The 17,786-nt window shown below is 56.4% G+C and carries 18 protein-coding genes; 6 read left to right on the top strand and 12 right to left on the bottom strand.

The genetic code is table 11. The annotated features are described in order from the left end of the window. Together ppsA and ABYM29_RS10240 are read left to right on the top strand one after the other, a co-directional pair. The coding region (ppsA, locus tag ABYM29_RS10245) for a phosphoenolpyruvate synthase (protein WP_372864640.1) at positions 1-1,662 on the top strand (1,662 nt) is incomplete at its 5' end. A gap of 123 nt (positions 1,663-1,785) precedes the next feature. Beyond that, entirely contained in the window at positions 1,786-2,103 is a 318-nt protein-coding gene (locus ABYM29_RS10240) for a Rieske (2Fe-2S) protein (protein ID WP_372864639.1), read from the top strand. Here the strand turns inward: ABYM29_RS10240 and ABYM29_RS10235 are convergent. From ABYM29_RS10235 to ABYM29_RS10205, 7 genes are read right to left on the bottom strand one after another with little or no spacing between them, the layout of a single operon-like run. Continuing rightward, the gene (locus tag ABYM29_RS10235; RefSeq protein WP_372864638.1) at positions 2,100-3,014 is read right to left on the bottom strand and encodes a GNAT family N-acetyltransferase; all 915 of its coding nucleotides are present in this window, start codon (positions 3,012-3,014) and stop codon (positions 2,100-2,102) included. The two genes, ABYM29_RS10240 and ABYM29_RS10235, sit on opposite strands and share 4 nt — an antisense overlap. Then, positions 2,995-4,113 (bottom strand): cupin domain-containing protein, encoded by a 1,119-nt coding sequence (locus ABYM29_RS10230; RefSeq protein ID WP_372864637.1) that lies wholly within the window; start codon positions 4,111-4,113, stop codon positions 2,995-2,997. Before ABYM29_RS10230 ends, ABYM29_RS10235 begins: the two co-directional genes overlap by 20 nt. Before the next feature lie 3 nt (positions 4,114-4,116). Then, the gene (gene purB / locus ABYM29_RS10225; protein ID WP_372864636.1) at positions 4,117-5,481 is read right to left on the bottom strand and encodes an adenylosuccinate lyase; all 1,365 of its coding nucleotides are present in this window, start codon (positions 5,479-5,481) and stop codon (positions 4,117-4,119) included. A gap of 60 nt (positions 5,482-5,541) precedes the next feature. After that, positions 5,542-6,186 carry a high frequency lysogenization protein HflD gene (gene hflD / locus ABYM29_RS10220; protein ID WP_372864635.1) on the bottom strand — a complete coding sequence of 215 codons (645 nt, stop codon included), beginning with the start codon at positions 6,184-6,186 and terminating at the stop codon, positions 5,542-5,544. Beyond that, positions 6,186-7,310 (bottom strand): tRNA 2-thiouridine(34) synthase MnmA, encoded by a 1,125-nt coding sequence (mnmA, locus tag ABYM29_RS10215; RefSeq protein WP_372864634.1) that lies wholly within the window; start codon positions 7,308-7,310, stop codon positions 6,186-6,188. The genes hflD and mnmA overlap by 1 nt, the downstream gene beginning before the upstream one ends. Then, entirely contained in the window at positions 7,307-7,756 is a 450-nt protein-coding gene (locus tag ABYM29_RS10210; RefSeq protein WP_372864633.1) for an NUDIX hydrolase, read from the bottom strand. The genes mnmA and ABYM29_RS10210 overlap by 4 nt, the downstream gene beginning before the upstream one ends. 51 nt (positions 7,757-7,807) lie before the next feature. Next, positions 7,808-8,506 (bottom strand): pseudouridine synthase, encoded by a 699-nt coding sequence (locus ABYM29_RS10205; RefSeq protein ID WP_372864632.1) that lies wholly within the window; start codon positions 8,504-8,506, stop codon positions 7,808-7,810. A gap of 183 nt (positions 8,507-8,689) precedes the next feature. Here ABYM29_RS10205 and icd point away from each other — a divergent pair, with 183 nt between their 5' ends. Further along, a complete protein-coding gene (gene icd, locus ABYM29_RS10200; RefSeq protein ID WP_372864631.1) occupies positions 8,690-9,943 on the top strand; it encodes an NADP-dependent isocitrate dehydrogenase in 1,254 nt (417 codons plus the stop codon). Between the two features lie 123 nt (positions 9,944-10,066). Here the strand turns inward: icd and ABYM29_RS10195 are convergent, their stop codons facing one another. Further along, the gene (locus ABYM29_RS10195; RefSeq protein WP_372864630.1) at positions 10,067-10,303 is read right to left on the bottom strand and encodes a cold-shock protein; all 237 of its coding nucleotides are present in this window, start codon (positions 10,301-10,303) and stop codon (positions 10,067-10,069) included. 190 nt (positions 10,304-10,493) lie between these two features. Here ABYM29_RS10195 and clpS point away from each other — a divergent pair, with 190 nt between their 5' ends. After that, on the top strand, positions 10,494-10,841 hold the full coding sequence (gene clpS, locus ABYM29_RS10190) for an ATP-dependent Clp protease adapter ClpS (RefSeq protein ID WP_372864629.1): 348 nt from the start codon (positions 10,494-10,496) through the stop codon (positions 10,839-10,841). Between the two features lie 66 nt (positions 10,842-10,907). Continuing rightward, positions 10,908-13,187 carry an ATP-dependent Clp protease ATP-binding subunit ClpA gene (gene clpA / locus ABYM29_RS10185; protein ID WP_372864628.1) on the top strand — a complete coding sequence of 760 codons (2,280 nt, stop codon included), beginning with the start codon at positions 10,908-10,910 and terminating at the stop codon, positions 13,185-13,187. A 19-nt stretch (positions 13,188-13,206) separates the two neighbouring features. On the opposite strand, the gene infA is transcribed toward clpA, so the two are convergent. The 4 genes from infA to trxB form a co-directional block, all read right to left on the bottom strand. Then, on the bottom strand, positions 13,207-13,425 hold the full coding sequence (infA, locus tag ABYM29_RS10180; RefSeq protein ID WP_027872503.1) for a translation initiation factor IF-1: 219 nt from the start codon (positions 13,423-13,425) through the stop codon (positions 13,207-13,209). A gap of 108 nt (positions 13,426-13,533) precedes the next feature. Next, a complete protein-coding gene (locus ABYM29_RS10175; RefSeq protein WP_372864627.1) occupies positions 13,534-14,238 on the bottom strand; it encodes an arginyltransferase in 705 nt (234 codons plus the stop codon). Further along, positions 14,231-14,956: a leucyl/phenylalanyl-tRNA--protein transferase gene (aat, locus tag ABYM29_RS10170; protein ID WP_372864626.1), complete on the bottom strand. Its 726-nt coding sequence runs from the start codon at positions 14,954-14,956 to the stop codon at positions 14,231-14,233. The genes ABYM29_RS10175 and aat overlap by 8 nt, the downstream gene beginning before the upstream one ends. 16 nt (positions 14,957-14,972) lie before the next feature. Next, positions 14,973-15,923, bottom strand: coding sequence for a thioredoxin-disulfide reductase (gene trxB, locus ABYM29_RS10165; protein WP_372864625.1), 951 nt, complete (start codon positions 15,921-15,923; stop codon positions 14,973-14,975). A gap of 217 nt (positions 15,924-16,140) precedes the next feature. Here trxB and ABYM29_RS10160 point away from each other — a divergent pair. Further along, positions 16,141-17,786 (top strand): DNA translocase FtsK 4TM domain-containing protein (locus tag ABYM29_RS10160; protein ID WP_372864624.1); only part of this gene is annotated, 1,646 nt, incomplete at its 3' end.

The following is a 17,786-nucleotide window of genomic DNA, read 5'->3' as shown; positions in this document are numbered from 1 at the left end:
GTTCACAAAGCGACGCTGGAGAAAAACCGCCACGCCGTGCTGCGCCGCAACCTGGGCAGCAAGTTGATCAAAATGGTCTACGGTAGCGAGGCCTCAGCCGGCAAGTCAGTGGAAACGGTTGAGGTGCCCGAAGACGATCGCGGCCAGTTCTGTATTACCGACGAAGAAGTCATGTCGCTGGCACGCCAAGCCCTGATTATTGAGAAACACTATGGCCGCCCGATGGATATTGAGTGGGCCCGCGATGGCGATGACGGCAAGTTGTATATCGTGCAGGCGCGCCCCGAAACGGTAAAAAGCCGCGAGTCGGCCAATATGATGGAGCGCTACCTGCTTAAGGAAAAGGGTACCGTGCTGTGTGAGGGCCGTTCCATTGGTCAGCGCATCGGCGCAGGTCCGGTGCGAGTGATCGATAATCTGGCCGAGATGGATCAGGTGCAGCAGGGCGACGTACTGGTGACCGATATGACCGATCCCGATTGGGAGCCGGTGATGAAGCGCGCCTCGGCGATCGTTACCAACCGCGGCGGCCGTACTTGCCACGCAGCCATTATTGCCCGTGAACTGGGTATCCCTGCTGTGGTCGGTTGCGGTGATGCCACCGAGCGGCTGAGCACCGGCCAGGACGTCACCGTGTCCTGCGCCGAGGGCGATACGGGCATGGTCTACGCCGGGCAGCTGAATTTTGATATCAGCCGCAATAAGCTCGATGCCATGCCTGAGCTGCCATTCAAAATCATGATGAACGTCGGCAACCCAGACCGCGCCTTTGACTTCCAGGCCTACCCCAACGCCGGCGTGGGCTTGGCGCGCTTGGAGTTTATTATCAACCGCATGATCGGTGTGCACCCCAAGGCGCTGATCAACTACGACACATTGCCGCGCGACGTTCAACAGGCGGTGAAACGCCGTATTGCCGGTTATGCTGACCCGGTGGAGTTCTACGTAGAGAAGCTGGTCGAGGGCATCTCCAGTATTGCCAGTGCCTTTTACCCCGAGCGGGTCATTGTGCGCATGTCCGACTTCAAGTCCAATGAATACGCCCACTTGATCGGCGGCAGTCTGTACGAGCCATCGGAAGAAAACCCCATGTTGGGCTTCCGCGGCGCGTCGCGCTATATCTCCGACTCCTTCCGCGAGTGTTTCGACCTTGAGTGCCGGGCACTGAAGAAAGTACGCGAGGAAATGGACCTGCAAAATGTCGAGATCATGGTGCCCTTTGTCCGCACCGTGGGTGAGGCCAAGCAGGTCATTGAGCTGTTGGCAGAAAATGGCCTGAAACGCGGCGAGAATGGTCTGAAGATTATTATGATGTGCGAGCTGCCGGCTAATGCCCTGCTGGCAGAACAGTTCCTCGAGCACTTCGATGGCTTCTCGATTGGCTCCAACGACCTGACTCAGCTGACTCTGGGGCTGGATCGCGACTCGGGTTTGATCGCCCACCTGTTTGATGAGCGCAACGAGGCGGTGAAGGTCTTGCTGTCCAATGCGATCAAGGCCTGTAAGGCACAGGGTAAATACATTGGTATTTGCGGACAGGGGCCTTCGGATCACCCAGATTTTGCCCAGTGGTTGATGGAGCAGGGCATCGACAGTGTGTCACTAAACCCGGACTCGGTACTGGAAACGTGGTTGTTCTTGGCAGAACAGCTTAAGAAGTAAGTCTTTCCATACGCCGCAATCATCGGCCCGGTTTGCCTGTAGGTAGACCGGGCTTTTTTGTCTGTGCTGGCGAGCTCAGGCGACAGCGGTTAAGATTTGCGAAAGTCTTGACGATATTGGTGTATGCGCTATTACAGCCTAGAAAAACTGATTAATCTTTACGATGGCTACCGCAAGGTATTCAAAATTGACAGTGACGAACTCATGTTGCTGCAGATCGATGGTCAGCGCTATCTGATAGAGAGCAATTGCCCCCATCGGGCGTGGCCGTTAACGGCCTCCGATGTGCAGGGAAGCGAGCTAGTTTGTCCCAAACACCATTACCGGTTTGATATCCGCAGTGGTCAGCTGCGCCACGCATCGGAAGAACCCTGTAGAGATTTGCGCTGCTACGAGCTGATTTATCGCGACAACGAGCTGGGCGTGATGCTCGGTGACTAAAATAGTTTTTTTAACCAGGGCGAGGGGCTTGATAGGTGCCAGAGGCGGTCGAACTGTTCGCAGTACTCTTTGGCTTTTGCCCGTTCGTTAAAACCACCCCAGCCGCGCCCAGAGCGATTCATACTGTAGGCGACGATCGCCTCTTTGTCGGCGACCAGAAAATATTCGCGGAAATCGCTGCGTTGTTCCGGGCGGGAAATGCGGATCTGCAAGCTGCTGCTCAGACGATGACTGAGATCAACCAAGGGGTGGCGCCCTTCACGCAGTGGTCGATCGTCGCAGATTAAAACTCGCACCTCGCTGTCGCGGTGCTTGCGCGCAAGTTCGGAGATAATTTCAATCAAGCGCTCCTGGCCGTAATACTCGCTCTCCAGGCTGTGACAGAAAATGCGCAGTTGACGCTGAGCCAGACTGCAAACTGCCAGTACCGATTCACTGAGTTTGTCGATATGAAATTTCTTACCGTCTTCGCCAAGGCGGCGTTCTAAACGCAGCGGTCGCTCCATTCGCTGATGATCGATGCCGGCATCGACGAATAAACCGCCGACAGGCTTAAAGCCTTCCTTGCGGTAAAAGTCGATAGCCTGCAATTGCGCGGCCAGTTCAACCTTGGTCAAGCCCATTTCTAGGGCGCCCTCTAGGGCGTGATGAAGCAGGGCCCGGCCGATGCCGCGCTCGCGGTAATCGGCGGCGACAGCCATGCGACCGATATGGCCGTCACTAAGTAACCGCACTGTGCCGACGGGTTCTTGTCCGTACCAAGCCAGCCAGTGGCGGGCACTAAAATCGTGTTCGTCCAGTTCCAGTTCGACTGGCACCGATTGCTCTTCTACAAATACCCGGCGTCTCAGCTCGGTCAGTTCGCGCCAGTGTTGTGACCAGTGAACCTGGTCAATCTTCAACATCGTCATCGAAATACACCGTTCCCGTTTGATACAGGTTATAGCGTAGCGTATTCGCTAGGCCACTGACCACGTCGCCATTTTCGAGTGAGCAAAACGCGGCAACTTCGTCCCGAGCGCTTGCCGGGTAGGGGTAGGCCGCGCCGTCGGCAAACAAAAAGTGGCTGTCGAATGCCAGGCGTGCTCCCGGGCGTAACAGCAGTGTCGAGGACTCTTCACGCTGCAAAAAGTCCGCTTCGGTCAGTGGTGGATTATCGAAGCACTGCTCTTCATCCACGCGGCTCATCATTTGGCCGAACCAGCGGGAGAGTTGCTGGTCGTCGTTTAAGCCCTCACTTAGGCGCTGGCGCAATTGTGCGACAACTTCCGGAGGAATCCAGCCACTGGGTTGTCGGGCATCCAGTGCTTGATCGCAATAACGCTGATCTTCGGTGAGTAGCGACTCACGCTCAATGCACCAGTTGTGCAATAGCTCGCTGTTGGCAGGGGCGCGAAAGCCGACTGACAAGGTAATGCAATCATCGCCTACGGCGCTGCCCCAGTGGGCGACTCCGGGGGGAATATAGAGAATATCGCCGGGGTTGAGGGTGTGCTCTTCGCTGCAGTCAAAATGTTTCAGCAGGCGCAGATCGGGATGGCCTAGCAGCTCGCTCTGGCTGTTGCAGTGCTGTCCCAGCTGCCAGCGGCGGCGGCCGCTGCCCTGGATCAAAAACACATCGTATTGATCGTAGTGGGGGCCAACACTGCCGCCGTCGGCGGCATAGCTGACCATAATGTCGTCGATACGCCAGCGTGGCAGAAACCGGAACAAGCGGAGTAGGGCGGCGACTTCGGGTATCCACTGATCGACAGATTGCACCAATAAGGTCCAGTGACTGGCCGGTAGCTCGGCGAAATCGCCCTCGTTAAGGGGGCCGTGGCGTAGCAGCCAGTCGTCACCCTGTTGGCAGATCAGTCGCGAGTCGATGTCGGGCTCGCAGGCCAGCCCGGCGAGGTCGTTGCCATCGACGGGACAGTCAAAATTCGGCAGGGCGCCGCGCAATAAGCGCGGCCGTTGTTGCCAATCGTTGTCGAGGAACTGCTGGGCGTCGAAGTCCTGCAGCGCCACGACTTAAATCCGCTTGGCTTGTGCGATGGCGTTACCGATATAGCTGGCGGGGCTCAGTTCGCGCAATTCTGCCTTGGCCGACTCTGGAATCTCCAGTGTGTCGATAAAATTAGCCAGGGTGTCGCGAGTAATGCGCTGGCCGCGGGTCAGTGCCTTGAGTTTTTCGTAGGGCTCAGCCACGCCGTAGCGGCGCATCACTGTTTGGATGGGCTCGGCTAACACTTCCCAGGCATCATCGAGGTCGGCCGCCAGGCGCTCGGGGTTGATTTGAAGCTTGTTCAGGCCTTTCATCGTAGCCTGGTAGGCAATCATGCTGTAGGCCATGCCCACGCCCATGTTACGCAGCACGGTGGAGTCGGTCAGATCGCGCTGCCAGCGAGATACCGGCAGTTTGGCTGCCAGGTGCTGGAGTACCGCGTTGGCAATACCGAGGTTGCCCTCGGAGTTTTCAAAGTCGATGGGGTTGACCTTGTGCGGCATGGTGGATGAGCCCACTTCGCCGGCGATGGTGCGCTGCTTGAAGTAACCCAGTGAAATATAACCCCAGATGTCGCGATCCAAATCGATCAGTATGGTGTTAAAGCGAGCGATGGCATCAAACAGTTCAGCGATGTAGTCGTGGGGTTCGATCTGGGTAGTGTAGGGATTCCAGTTCAGGCCCAGACTTTCGACAAATTGCTTGGCATTGGCTTCCCAGTCGACATCGGCATAGGCACTGATGTGGGCATTGTAGTTACCCACCGCACCGTTGATTTTACCCAGCAGGGCAACGTCGGCAATACACTGGCGCTGGCGGCGCAGACGGGCGACGACGTTGGCCAGCTCCTTGCCCATGGTGGTGGGGCTGGCCGTTTGGCCGTGGGTGCGCGACAGCATGGGGATTTCAGCAAATTCCCGGGCCTGTTCGGCGAGCTTGTCGATGATGCTGTCGATGTCCTGCAGCAACACCTCGCGACCTTCGTTCAGCATCAGCGCGTGGGACAGGTTGTTGATGTCCTCTGAGGTACAGGCAAAGTGTACAAATTCGGATACCGCTGCCAATTCGCTGTCGTCGGCGATGCTTTCTTTGATGAAGTACTCGATGGCCTTAACGTCGTGATTGGTGGTGGCTTCAATCTCTTTGACTCTAGCGGCCTGCGCCTCACCGAAATTGACGATCATCGCGTCGAGAACATCCGCTGCACGCGCAGACAAGGCCGGGACTTCTTCGATACCGGGATTGGCGGCTAACTGCGCCAACCAGCGCAGCTCAACAATCAGCCGGCTTTTGATCAGGCCAAATTCACTGAATACCGGGCGCAGTGCTGCAGTTTTGCTAGCGTAGCGACCATCGACCGGAGAAATAGCGGAGAGCGCGGACAAATCCATTATCGGGTTACCTTTCTAGATGCGAGGAGGGCAAATTTATGGGGCGCAATCATACACTGCTCAGTGTTGAATTTCAGCGCTGAGCAGCTGCCGAGCTTCGGTAAAAAGCCGATTTCTATACAGCAGTAAGTTCAGGCGATTACCGCCCGCGGCCCGCCATAGGTAGGCGGCGCGGATTGCCGCGAGTAAAAGGCTGCGCACCCTCGCTGCGGTTTCGGGGTTTTGTAGCTGCTGGGCGCTGCCGCTGACCTTGATGCGGAAACGGTATTTGGACAGGGTGTCTTGATAAATGTCAGCCAAGGCAGAGGCCAGCCCAGTGAGTTCGCTGCCAAACTCGCGCTGCTTGGCGCAGTGCTCCAAGCGATTGCGCAGGATGCTGCTGGCGTCTTTGTCGCGGCGCAGTTTGTTCTGTAAAAACAATACACCCATGCAGTAGCGGGTGATGGCCTGGCGTTCGCCGTAGTCATTGCCGCTTAATAAGTCGCGCAGCGCGCGCAGCCCTAACTCCAGTGACTGCGGGCTGTTAAAAACCTGTTCGGCTGTCTGGCCGCTGAAGTCGAACAAACTGGCCATGGAGGCATCCATGGCTTGTGGGTCAGCTTGGCCGCTGCGGGCAAGCTGGTCCACCAGGGTAACCGCTTGCAGCAGTGCGGCCAGTGCCAAAGTTTGTTGGCGTAGTTGTTCGGGGGGAGCTGGAAAGAACATTAGCGCTGGTACCCTGATTCAATAATGCCGCCACCCAAACACTGTTCGCCAAGGTAGAAGACCGCCGACTGCCCCGGAGTGATGGCGCGCTGAGGCTGTTCGAATACGGCCTCGTAGCCGGACTCGGTGGCAACCAGTTCGCAGATTTGATCATGTTGACGATAACGAGTTTTCGCGCTGCAGCGCAACGGCAAGCTCGGTGGTTCGGCGTTGATCCAATGTATCTGTGAAAGGCGCAGGCAGTTTTTAAACAACGCTGGATGTTGACTGCCCTGGGCGACGACCAGCACATTGCGGCTGAGATCCTTGTCGATGACGTACCAAGGTTCATCTCCGGCGCCGCGCACACCGCCTATGCCCAGCCCCTGACGCTGGCCAATAGTGTGGTACATCAAACCGGAGTGCTGCCCCATATCTGTGCCGTCAGTACTTTCAATGCGGCCGGGCTGCGCGGGCAGGTACTGCTGCAGAAAATCCTTGAAGCGACGTTCGCCAATAAAGCAGATGCCGGTACTGTCTTTCTTGTTGTGGGTGACCAGGCCGTGTTTCTCAGCCAGGGCACGCACGGCCGGCTTTTCCAGTTCGCCGATCGGGAACAGGGTTTTACCCAGTTGCTCGGCGCTGACGGCATGCAGGAAGTAGCTCTGATCTTTATTGCCATCTAGCCCTTTGAGGAGCTGCGTGTCGCCGGGATTGGCGCTGCGGCGGGTGTAGTGGCCGGTGGCGATACCGTCGGCTCCCAGTTCCAGGGCGTAATCCAGAAAGGCTTTAAACTTGATTTCGCGGTTGCACAGTATGTCGGGGTTGGGCGTGCGGCCCGCGCGGTATTCTTCGAGAAAATGTTCAAAGACATTGTCCCAGTACTGCTGAGCAAAGTTGGCGGTGTGGAGGTAGATGTCCAGTTTCTGGCAAACCGCAGCGGCGTCGGCGAGATCATCCATGGCCGTGCAATATTCGGTGCCGTCGTCCTCGTTCCAGTTTTTCATAAACAGGCCTTCGACCTGATAGCCCTGCTGTTTGAGGAGTAGCGCGGTGACCGACGAGTCGACGCCGCCCGACATGCCGACGATGACCTTGGTGTCGGCGATAGCCTTATCGCATAGACGAATGGGATCGGCGCTCATAGTGTTTCACCATAAATCATTGTCAACGGAAATCGCTGCCCTGCTAAGTAGCGCTCTACGCAGTCCAGCACCATGGGACTGCGCAGCTGTTGGCGGCGTTGGCGAAGCTGGTCCAGCGTCAACCAGTGTACTTGGTCTATATCACTGTCCAGCGGTTGTTCCGGGCAAAATGCGAGTGGGCGGCCAAAAAAAGTGGTGCGGTGGTAGGTGGCGTTTTTTCCCGGCGGCGTATACAGGCCAATACCGATCAGCCCCTGCAATTCAATGCGCCACTGTGTTTCTTCCAGGGTTTCGCGCAGGGCGGCGGTGTGCAGGCTCTCGCCCGCCTCTAGGTGGCCCGCCGGTTGATTGAAGACCCGGCGGCCGTCGCGGATTTCTTCAACCATCAGAAATTTGCCGTCGTTTTCCACTACACATGCCACTGTTACCCGGGCCTGCCAATCCATACCTATCCCTTTTTGCAGTTGGCAAAAGCCGCATATTGTAGCAGCTTGGCTTTAGCGCGGGCCACGCTTGCTTGGTTTGCCGCGCTGCCCCGGCGGAATAATATTGCCGCCGTGCGCCTTGCGGCCTCGCTTTGCCGCCGGCCGAGGTCTGCGGCTGTTTGTGCGGCTGGCGGCGGATGCGGGAAAGAGTGCTTGCAGCGCGGCATCGTCTAGGGTGACGCGCCGGTAGTCACCCGGCTTCAGCTCGTCGAGCGACCAGGGGCCAATGCTGGCGCGAATCAGGCGCAGGGTGGGGAAGCCTACCGCAGCGGTCATTCGCCGTACCTGGCGGTTGCGGCCCTCACTGATTTGCAGCGATAGCCAGCTGGTTGGGATCGCGGCTCGAAAGCGCACCGGCGGCTGTCGCGGCCACAGCCCTGGGGGTTGGCTGATCGCTGAAGCGCGCGCCGGCAGGGTAGGGCCATCTTTAAGCGCCACGCCGCTGGTCAGCTGTTTTAAAGCCGCTGGGTCGATTTGGCCTTCCACCTGGGCCCAGTAGCATTTGCTGAGCTTGTGCTGGGGGTGGCTGATGCGGTGCTGTAGCTGGCCGTCGCCAGTGAGGATCATCAGGCCCTCGGAGTCGTAGTCTAGGCGTCCGGCCGGGTAAACGGCGGGAATATCGATATAGTCAGCCAGCGTGGCACGCCCGTCACAGGCGCTGAATTGGCTCATTACCCGAAACGGTTTGTTGAAAAGTATTAGTTCGGTCACGGGAATCTGTCATTCATGGAAGAAATTCGACTATAAAGTGTTATAATGCCGCGCTTTTTAACGAAAGCTGGGCTTTAAAGCGCTCGCTGACCAGATTGGCGAGGCGGCATTGTAGCAGCGACACTGCGCTGTTGCCGCCATCGAACGAGCACAGATACTAACCTATAAACCATGGAGTCAAAAATGGGATACCAACATATCAAGGTACCTGCAGAGGGTGAGAAAATCTCCGTTAATGCGGATCTTTCCCTGAACGTACCCGATCGGCCAATTATTCCTTTTATCGAAGGTGATGGCATCGGGATCGACATCACTCCGGTAATGATCAACGTTGTAGACGCAGCGGTTGAGAAAGCTTACGCCGGCAACAAAAAAATCAGCTGGATGGAAATTTACACCGGCGAAAAAGCCGCCGAGCTATACGATGGCGACTGGTTCCCCGCTGAAACGCTGGACGCAATCAAAGAGTACGCCGTTGCAATCAAAGGCCCGCTGACCACGCCAGTAGGTGGCGGTTTCCGCTCCCTGAATGTTGCCCTGCGCCAAGAGCTTGACCTGTATGTATGTCAACGCCCCGTGCGCTGGTTCGAAGGCGTGCCGTCGCCGGTCAAAGAGCCGGGCAAGACCAACATGGTTATCTTCCGCGAGAACTCTGAAGATATCTATGCGGGCATCGAGTGGAAAGCGGGTACACCTGAAGCTGACAAAATGATCAACTTCATGCAGGAAGAGATGGGTGTAACTAAAATCCGCTTCCCGCAGGAGTGTGGTATCGGTGTTAAGCCGGTTTCAGAAGAAGGCACTAAGCGCTTGGTGCGCAAGGCAATCCAGTACACGATTGACCAGGACCTGCCGTCGCTGACGCTGGTTCACAAAGGCAATATCATGAAATTCACCGAGGGCGCTTTCAAAAGCTGGGGCTATGAGCTGGCGATTGAAGAGTTCGGCGGCGAGCTTTTGGATGGCGGCCCCTGGGTGACGCTGAAAAACCCAAACACTGGCAAAGAGATCATCATTAAAGATGTGATCGCCGACGCGATGCTGCAGCAAGTGCTGCTTCGCCCGGACGAGTACAGCGTTATCGCGACGCTTAACTTGAACGGCGACTACCTGTCAGACGCACTGGCGGCTCAAGTTGGTGGTATCGGTATTGCGCCGGGTGCCAACCTGAGTGATAGCGTTGCGCTGTTTGAGGCAACCCACGGCACAGCGCCCAAGTACACGGGTCAAGATAAGGTTAACCCCGGTTCGTTGATTCTGTCGGCAGAAATGATGCTGCGCCACCTCGGCTGGAACGAGGCGGCGGATCTGATTATTGACGGCATGAACGGCGCAATTCAGGCGAAGACCGTTACCTATGACTTCGAACGCCTGATGGACGGCGCTAAGCTGCTGAAATGTTCAGAGTTCGGTGACGCAATCATCAAGCACATGTAAGTGCTCCCCGTCAGTCGACCCCGCCTGGGGTCGACGTCGCTGCGCGCTGGGCTTGGCACTGGCGCGCTAGCTTCTCACCCCGATAAAGCCCGGGGCGACAGTTAAAGTGATTTATTAAAAGTGCTAGCCAGGATCTTGATCTAGCTCGGCAACTTCTTCCTCTGCCTGGATATTGGTGGCGTGCATGCCCTTGGGGCCTTGCTGGGCGTCAAAGCTGACGCTTTGCCCTGCCTTTAGGGTTTTATAGCCTTCCATGGAGATAGCGGAGTAGTGGGCAAACACTTCCTGGTTGCCATCTTCGGTAAGGATAAATCCGTAGCCCTTGGCGTTATTGAACCACTTTACAACACCATTTTGCATAGCCTTACACCCTGATTTCTCGTTATAGTTATTGGTAAAAGCACTACCAAAACACGAGGTTTGGTGCGCTAATGCCCATTTTTAAAACACGGAGTGCTTGGCGTCAAGCTGCGACTTCTCGCTAGGAGCGCTTGGTGAATACCCCTATTGTGGGGGATGGGCGCAATGCTAAGCTCAGGTAAACAGAATTATGCCGTACCAGAACATTGTTATGAGCCGCGAGGATCACCCGGAGTACGAGGGGGGAACTGCGCTTCAGGAAGCGAAGCCCGAGCTCAAAAAGCCACCGCTTTACAAGGTGGTGTTGCTCAACGACGACTACACGCCAATGGAGTTTGTTATTGAAATTCTTGAGGACTTTTTTTACATGGACCGGCAGCGCGCGACACAGGTTATGCTGACTGTACACACCAAGGGTAAAGGAGTCTGCGGGGTGTTTACCCGGGACATTGCCGAAACCAAGGCTGAGCAGGTGAATCAATACGCGCGTGAGAGCGGCCATCCGCTACTCGCTGAAATTGAAGAGAACGAAGGCTGAATATGCCGCGTACAAAGCAGTATCTAGATGCAATACTATGTGCAACAACCAAAGGCGTAACAGGCTATGTTGAGTAAAGACCTTGAAACAACGCTCAGCCAGGCATTTAAATCTGCCCGCAGTCGTCGTCACGAGTTTATGACGGTGGAGCACTTGTTGCTCGCCCTGGCCGACAATGAAGCCGCGGTTAAAGTCCTGTTGGCTTGTGGCGCCGATCTAAAGCAGCTCAAAGGTGAGCTCAGTGAGTTTGTTGACGCCACCACGCCGCGTATCCCCGATGACGATGTCGAGCGCGATACTCAGCCGACGCTGGGCTTTCAGCGCGTGTTACAACGCGCCGTTTTCCATGTGCAGTCATCTGGCAAGCAAGAGGTTACTGGCGCCAATGTGCTGGTCGCGATTTACAGCGAGCAGGAGAGTCAGGCGGTGTATTTCCTCAAATCGCAGAGCGTAAATCGCCTCGACGTTGTTAACTATATTACTCACGGCATCTCCAAGGTGTCGGGTAGCGAGCAGGACGAGCACGATCAGCACGGTGAGCAAGAAGGCGGAGGCGCCGACCCTGAGCAGCGTCCACTTGAGAGTTTCTCTACCAATCTCAATGAGGAGGCGATGTCAGGGCGAATAGACCCGCTGATCGGTCGCGCTGAAGAAGTTGAGCGCGTGGCGCAGATCTTGAGTCGTCGCCGCAAGAATAACCCCTTGCTGGTCGGTGAGTCCGGTGTCGGCAAGACGGCGATTGCCGAGGGCCTGGCCAAGCGCATCGTCGACGGTGAAGTGCCCGATGTGCTCGCTGATAGTGTGGTGTATTCGCTGGATATGGGCGCGCTATTGGCGGGTACAAAGTACCGGGGTGACTTTGAAAAACGCCTGAAAGGGCTGCTTGCCGATCTTAAAAAACGCGATGGCGCCATTTTGTTCATTGATGAAATTCATACCATCATTGGCGCCGGTGCGGCCTCAGGCGGCGTGATGGATGCCTCCAATTTGCTCAAGCCGCTGCTCAGTAGTGGCCAAATGCGCTGTATTGGCTCCACGACGTTTCAGGAATACCGCGGCATTTTTGAAAAAGACCGTGCCCTTAGCCGTCGCTTTCAGAAAGTCGATATCGGTGAGCCCAGCGTGGAGGACACCTTTCATATCCTCAAGGGCTTGAAATCCCGCTTTGAGGGCCATCACGAGCTTAAATACAGCGACGCGGCGCTGCGTACCGCCGCCGAACTGTCGGCGCGTTATATCAATGACCGCTTTCTGCCCGACAAAGCGATCGATGTGATTGACGAGGCGGGCGCTTATCAACGCTTGCAGCCTGAAGGCGAGCGGGTGGAGTTAATCGATATTGCCGAGATCGAGGCGATTGTCGCTAAGATAGCCCGCATTCCTCCGAAGAGTGTTTCTGCAGACGACAAGGCGTCGCTGGCCAAGCTGGAAGACAATCTCAAGATGGTGGTGTTTGGCCAAGATCAGGCGATCACTGAGCTTGCTGCCTCCATCAAACTGGCGCGGGCGGGCTTGAAGTCCGGTGACAAGCCAATAGGTTCGTTTTTGCTCGCCGGGCCAACTGGCGTGGGCAAAACGGAAGTCTGTCGGCAGCTGGCAAAGATTATGGGGCTGGAGCTGGTGCGCTTTGATATGTCGGAGTACATGGAGCGCCACACGGTATCGCGGCTAATAGGCGCCCCTCCCGGTTATGTGGGCTTCGATCAGGGCGGTCTGCTGACTGACGCTGTTACCAAGCACCCGCACTCTGTGGTGTTGCTCGACGAAATCGAAAAGGCGCACCCCGAGTTGTTCAACCTGTTACTGCAGGTAATGGACCACGGTTCGCTCACGGATAACAATGGTCGCAAAGCCGATTTTCGCAATGTGATTTTGGTAATGACGACCAATGCGGGTGCGGAGAATATCAGCCGACGCTCCATTGGTTTCAGTGAGCAAGATCACCACACCGATGCCAATGAGGCCATTAATCGGCTGTTTACGCCGGAGTTTCGCAACCGCTTGGATAGCGTGATTAATTTCGCGCCGCTTGCGGAAGAGGTCGTGTTGACCGTGGCTGACAAGTTCCTGGTGGAATTACAGTCTCAGCTGGATGACAAAAAAGTGGTGCTGCAAGTCGACGACGATGCGCGCCGCTGGTTAATCACCAAGGGTTACGACAAAACAATGGGTGCGCGGCCCATGGCGCGTGTTATTCAAGAGCACATCAAGAAGCCTCTGGCCGAAATGGTCTTGTTTGGAGAGCTGGAGGGTACAGGCGGCACCGTACATATCAGCGTTGACCAGGCGCTCGACACCCTGACCTTAGAAGCTGAAGCGGTGAGAGAGTTGGAAGCGGAGACCTGATAAGGTCTCCGTGACGATCTCAGCGGCCGCGAAAGGTGATGCGGCCCTTAGTCAAGTCGTAGGGCGTCAGCTCTACCTTGACTTTGTCGCCGGTTAAGATGCGGATGTAGTGCTTGCGCATTTTTCCGGAAATATGGGCGGTCACGACGTGGCCGTTTTCCAGCTTAACGCGGAATGTAGTGTTTGGCAGGGTATCGATAACCTCGCCTTCCATTTCAATCTGGTCTTCTTTCGCCATTCGGCAGCAATCCTCAGATACGGTTGAAGGTGGAGAATGTGGGTCGAAACTGACCCAGAAAAATCTGCGCGCATTTTGCCCTAATTAGCGGGATTAGGCAATTTGTCGTCAATTCAATCTCACCCAGCGCTGATCCATTAGCAATTCCAGCGGGCGATAATCAATTTTGTAACGCATTTTTTGGCAGTCGCGGATCCAATAACCCAGGTAAAGATAGGGTAGATTACGCTGCTGGCAGGCCTCAATGAGTTTTAGGACCGTCAGCTTGCCCAGGCTGCGACGCTGCTCCTGGGGCGAATAAAATGTATAAATCGCAGACAGACCATCGCCCATCGGATCACACAGGGCCACCGCCAATAGCTCTTCGGCCAAGTAGATGTGTAGAAACAGGCTGTCTTCGCGATGCGCGCCAATAAAACTGTCGAATTGCTCACGCGATGGCGGATACATATCACCGTCGCGGTGGCGCTCACTGATATAGCGTACATATAACGCATAGGCCTGGGCGTCTGGTTTGGGCTGCCAACGCAGCTGTAAGTCGCGGTTGCGCGACAGCAAGCGGCGCTGATTGCGACTGTAGTGAAAGTCTCGCACCGGTACGCGGCAGGGCACACACTCCCTGCAGCCCTCACAGTTGGGCCGGTAGTAATGGTTACCACTGCGGCGGAAGCCGGCTTGCGAGAGCTGCGTGTACAGCGGCCCGCTGACCTCGACGGCAGGGTCGAGGAACAGGGTCTGCGCCTCGCGATCAGTAAAATAGCTACAGGGGTGGGGCGCTGTTGCAAAGAGCTTGATGCGCTGTTCGTCATTCATAACAAGCTGCCAACAATGAGTGGGTCGCTAAGTGCCAGGGGGCAGTATCGGCCTCTCCAGGCTGGGCGTGCTCGGCTAGCAGATTTTTGAACTGCTGACGGGGCAATGTTTCCGCGCCCATACTGTAAAGATAGTCATTGCCGACCTGACAGTCGATAAGTTCAAACCCCCATTGTTGCAAGTGACAACACAGCGCCACCAGCGCTATTTTAGAGCCGTTACTGCGCTTGCTAAACATGGATTCACCAAAGAACACACGACCCAGTGCCAGGCCGTACAGGCCACCTATCAGCTCGCCGTTTTGCCATACCTCTATGGAGTGGGCCCAGCCGAGCTCGTGCAAGCGTTGGTAGGCGCGACGCATGTCGTCGGTGATCCAGGTGCCGGGACGCTTCGGGCTGAGTGCGGCGCAGGCATCGACCACATCGCCAAAGCAACGATCGGCGCTTAAATGATAGTCACCCCGGCGCAATGCTTTGCGCAGACTGCGGCTGATATGCAGCCGCTCGGGAAACAGCACGGCGCGAGGTTGGGGAGACCACCAAAGAATGGGTTGCGGTGTTTCATACCAAGGGAAAATGCCGTGCCGATAGGCTTCAAGCAATCGCTCTGGCGACAAGTCGCCGCCAACGGCCAACAGGCCGTTGGGGTCTTCTAGGGCATTATCGATATCAGGGAAGCGCAGCTCGCTGCTATCCAGCCAGGGGATATGGGGCATTCGGCTGCGCCCTTAATCAGGACAGGTTGTCGAGGTATCGCTCGGCGTCCAGCGCCGCCATACAGCCGAAGCCTGCCGAGGTTACCGCCTGACGGTAGATGTGGTCGGCAACATCGCCTGCAGCAAATACACCTTCGACGGTTGTCTGTGTGGCATTGCCCTCGGTGCCGCTGGCGATTTTCAAGTAGCCGTTGTGCATCTCGAGCTGCCCCTCGAAAATTCCGGTGTTGGGCTTGTGGCCAATCGCGATAAATACGCCGGCAACGTCGATTTCCTGGGTACTGTCGTCCTGAGTGCTGGCCAGGCGCAGACCGGTCACGCCAGAGTCATCGCCCAGTACTTCATCGAGGGTGTGGTTCCACAGAATATTGATATTGCCATTTTTCGCCCGCTCCAACAGTTTGTCCTGCAGGATTTTTTCTGAGCGCAGGGCGTCGCGGCGGTGGACCAAGGTGACCTCGGCGGCGATGTTGGACAAATACAGGGCCTCTTCCACGGCGGTGTTGCCGCCGCCAATTACCGCGACTTTCTTGCCGCGATAGAAAAAACCGTCGCAGGTGGCGCAGGCGGATACACCCTTGCCCATAAAGGCTTCTTCAGAGGGAAGGCCGAGGTACTGGGCCGAGGCGCCGGTAGCGATGATTAGTGCGTCGCAGGTGTAGGTATTGCTGCCTTTCAGAGTAAACGGTCTCTCCTTGAGGTCTACGCTGTCGATGTGATCAAAAATCACTTCGGTGTCAAAGCGCTCGGCGTGTTGCTGCATGCGCATCATCAGCTCGGGGCCCTGTACGCCATTTTGATCACCGGGCCAGTTGTCGACATCGGTGGTAGTGGTGAGCTGGCCGCCCTGCTGCATGCCGGTAATCACGACAGGGTTGAGGTTGGCGCGGGCGGCGTAAACTGCAGCGGTGTAGCCGGCTGGGCCGGACCCAAGGATGATCAAACGATGGTGTTGGCTGTCGCTCATGAAGGTAACATTCTCTACTTGGGGATTGAACTTGGCACAATCCGGGGTGACTGATAACAGGCGCCTATCATAGGGTAAATCATTCGCCCCGGCAAAAACCGACACGGCGACAAGCGCTTGATTGAAGTGCTAATATTGGGCCAAATTTTGCAATTTCAATGCCGTTTTGCGCGGCGTGCAGTAACCCTTACGACACTACAAAGGAAGCCGATTTCCCTTGGCAAAGACCACGAAGGCAAATAGTAACAACAGCGACAGCCGCGACACCCTGCACCTGCGTCTGCGAGAAGGCCTGCTGATTGCACTGGTCGCGGCCTGTGTTTATGTCCTGGTGTCATTGATCAGCTACAGCGCAGCTGATCCGGGCTGGTCGCGCACCGGCAGTGGTAATGGCGTTAGTAACGCTGGCGGACCAGTAGGCGCCTGGCTGGCCGATGTGTTTTATGCGCTGTTTGGTTATATGGCGTATTTATTTCCGGTAATGCTGGCGTTTCGAGCTGGCAAATTATTCCACGACCGCCTGCATCCACAGGGCTTTGACTCGGTGGTTTTCGCCCTTCGTTGCATTGGTTTTGTACTGGTGATGATTGCCAGCACCGGTTTGGCCGCAACGCAAGACAGTGGTCTAAGCGGCTTACCCTTTGGTGCGGGAGGCATTCTGGGCGACGCCATCGGGCACGCCACGGTGGCCTCTTTCAGTCTTTTTGGCAGCCACCTGCTGTTGTTGGCAATTTTGCTTTTTGGCATGACGGTGTTTACTGATCTGTCCTGGTTGCGACTGATTGATCGTCTGGGTGGCATTACCTTGGCGTTGGTCGCGCGGATGCAGGACCACTACTTTACGTTTCAGCAGCGCCGCGCTGAGCAGCGCGCCGCCAAGCAGGCCCAGCAACAGCGCAAGGACTCGGTAGCCAAAAAAACGGAAATCCACAAAACCCGTGTAGCCCCCGAAATTACGCCACCACCAAAGCCCGCACCCAAATCGGCGCGGGTTGAGAAAGAGCGCCAAACCTCCTTGTTTGATGGTTTGGTCAGCGGCAGCCTGCCGTCCCTGGGGCTACTCGACCCCGCTGAGCGCCACCCCGACAAGGGGTTTTCCCCGGAAACGCTGGAGGCCATGTCGAGGCTGCTGGAGATCAAGCTGCTCGATTTTGGCGTTTCCGCCAAGGTCGTGGCAGTGTTCCCCGGACCGGTGATCACGCGCTTCGAGCTGGAGCCGGATGCGGGTGTAAAGGTAAGTAAAATTAGCAACTTAGTTAAAGATCTTGCGAGATCACTTGCGGTTATCAGTGTGCGCGTCGTGGAGGTGATTCCGGGCAAGCCCTATGTTGGCATCGAGATTCCCAACGAGGACCGCGAGATTGTTAATTTCCGCGAGGTGCTGTCCTCTCAGGCTTTTGAATCCTCCAAGTCGGCGCTCACGCTGGCCTTGGGCCACGATATTTCCGGCGAACCGGTTTGTGCCGATTTGGCGAAGATGCCCCACTTGCTGGTTGCCGGTACAACTGGCTCGGGTAAGTCGGTGGGGGTTAACGCGATGCTGCTCAGCCTGCTTTACAAGTCGACCCCCGAGGAAGTCAGGCTGCTACTGGTTGACCCCAAAATGCTCGAACTGTCGGTATACGACGGCATTCCGCACCTGTTGACGCCGGTCATCACCGACATGAAGGATGCCGCCAATGGCCTGCGCTGGTGCGTAGCCGAGATGGAGCGGCGTTACAAGCTGATGTCGGCCATGGGCGTGCGGAATTTGGCCGGTTTTAACCGCAAAATAAATGAGGCGATTCAAGCGGGCGAGCCGATTAAAGATCCGCTGTTTGTGCCTGAGGAAAACTACCAGCCGGGGCTGGAGGAAGCTTTGGC

Origin of the sequence: Spongiibacter sp. (assembly GCF_041602295.1) — a bacterium.
In the GTDB taxonomy this organism is placed as follows: domain Bacteria; phylum Pseudomonadota; class Gammaproteobacteria; order Pseudomonadales; family Spongiibacteraceae; genus Spongiibacter.
The sequence above is the reverse complement of the archived record's forward strand: the minus strand, read 5'-3'. Positions and strand labels throughout refer to the sequence as shown.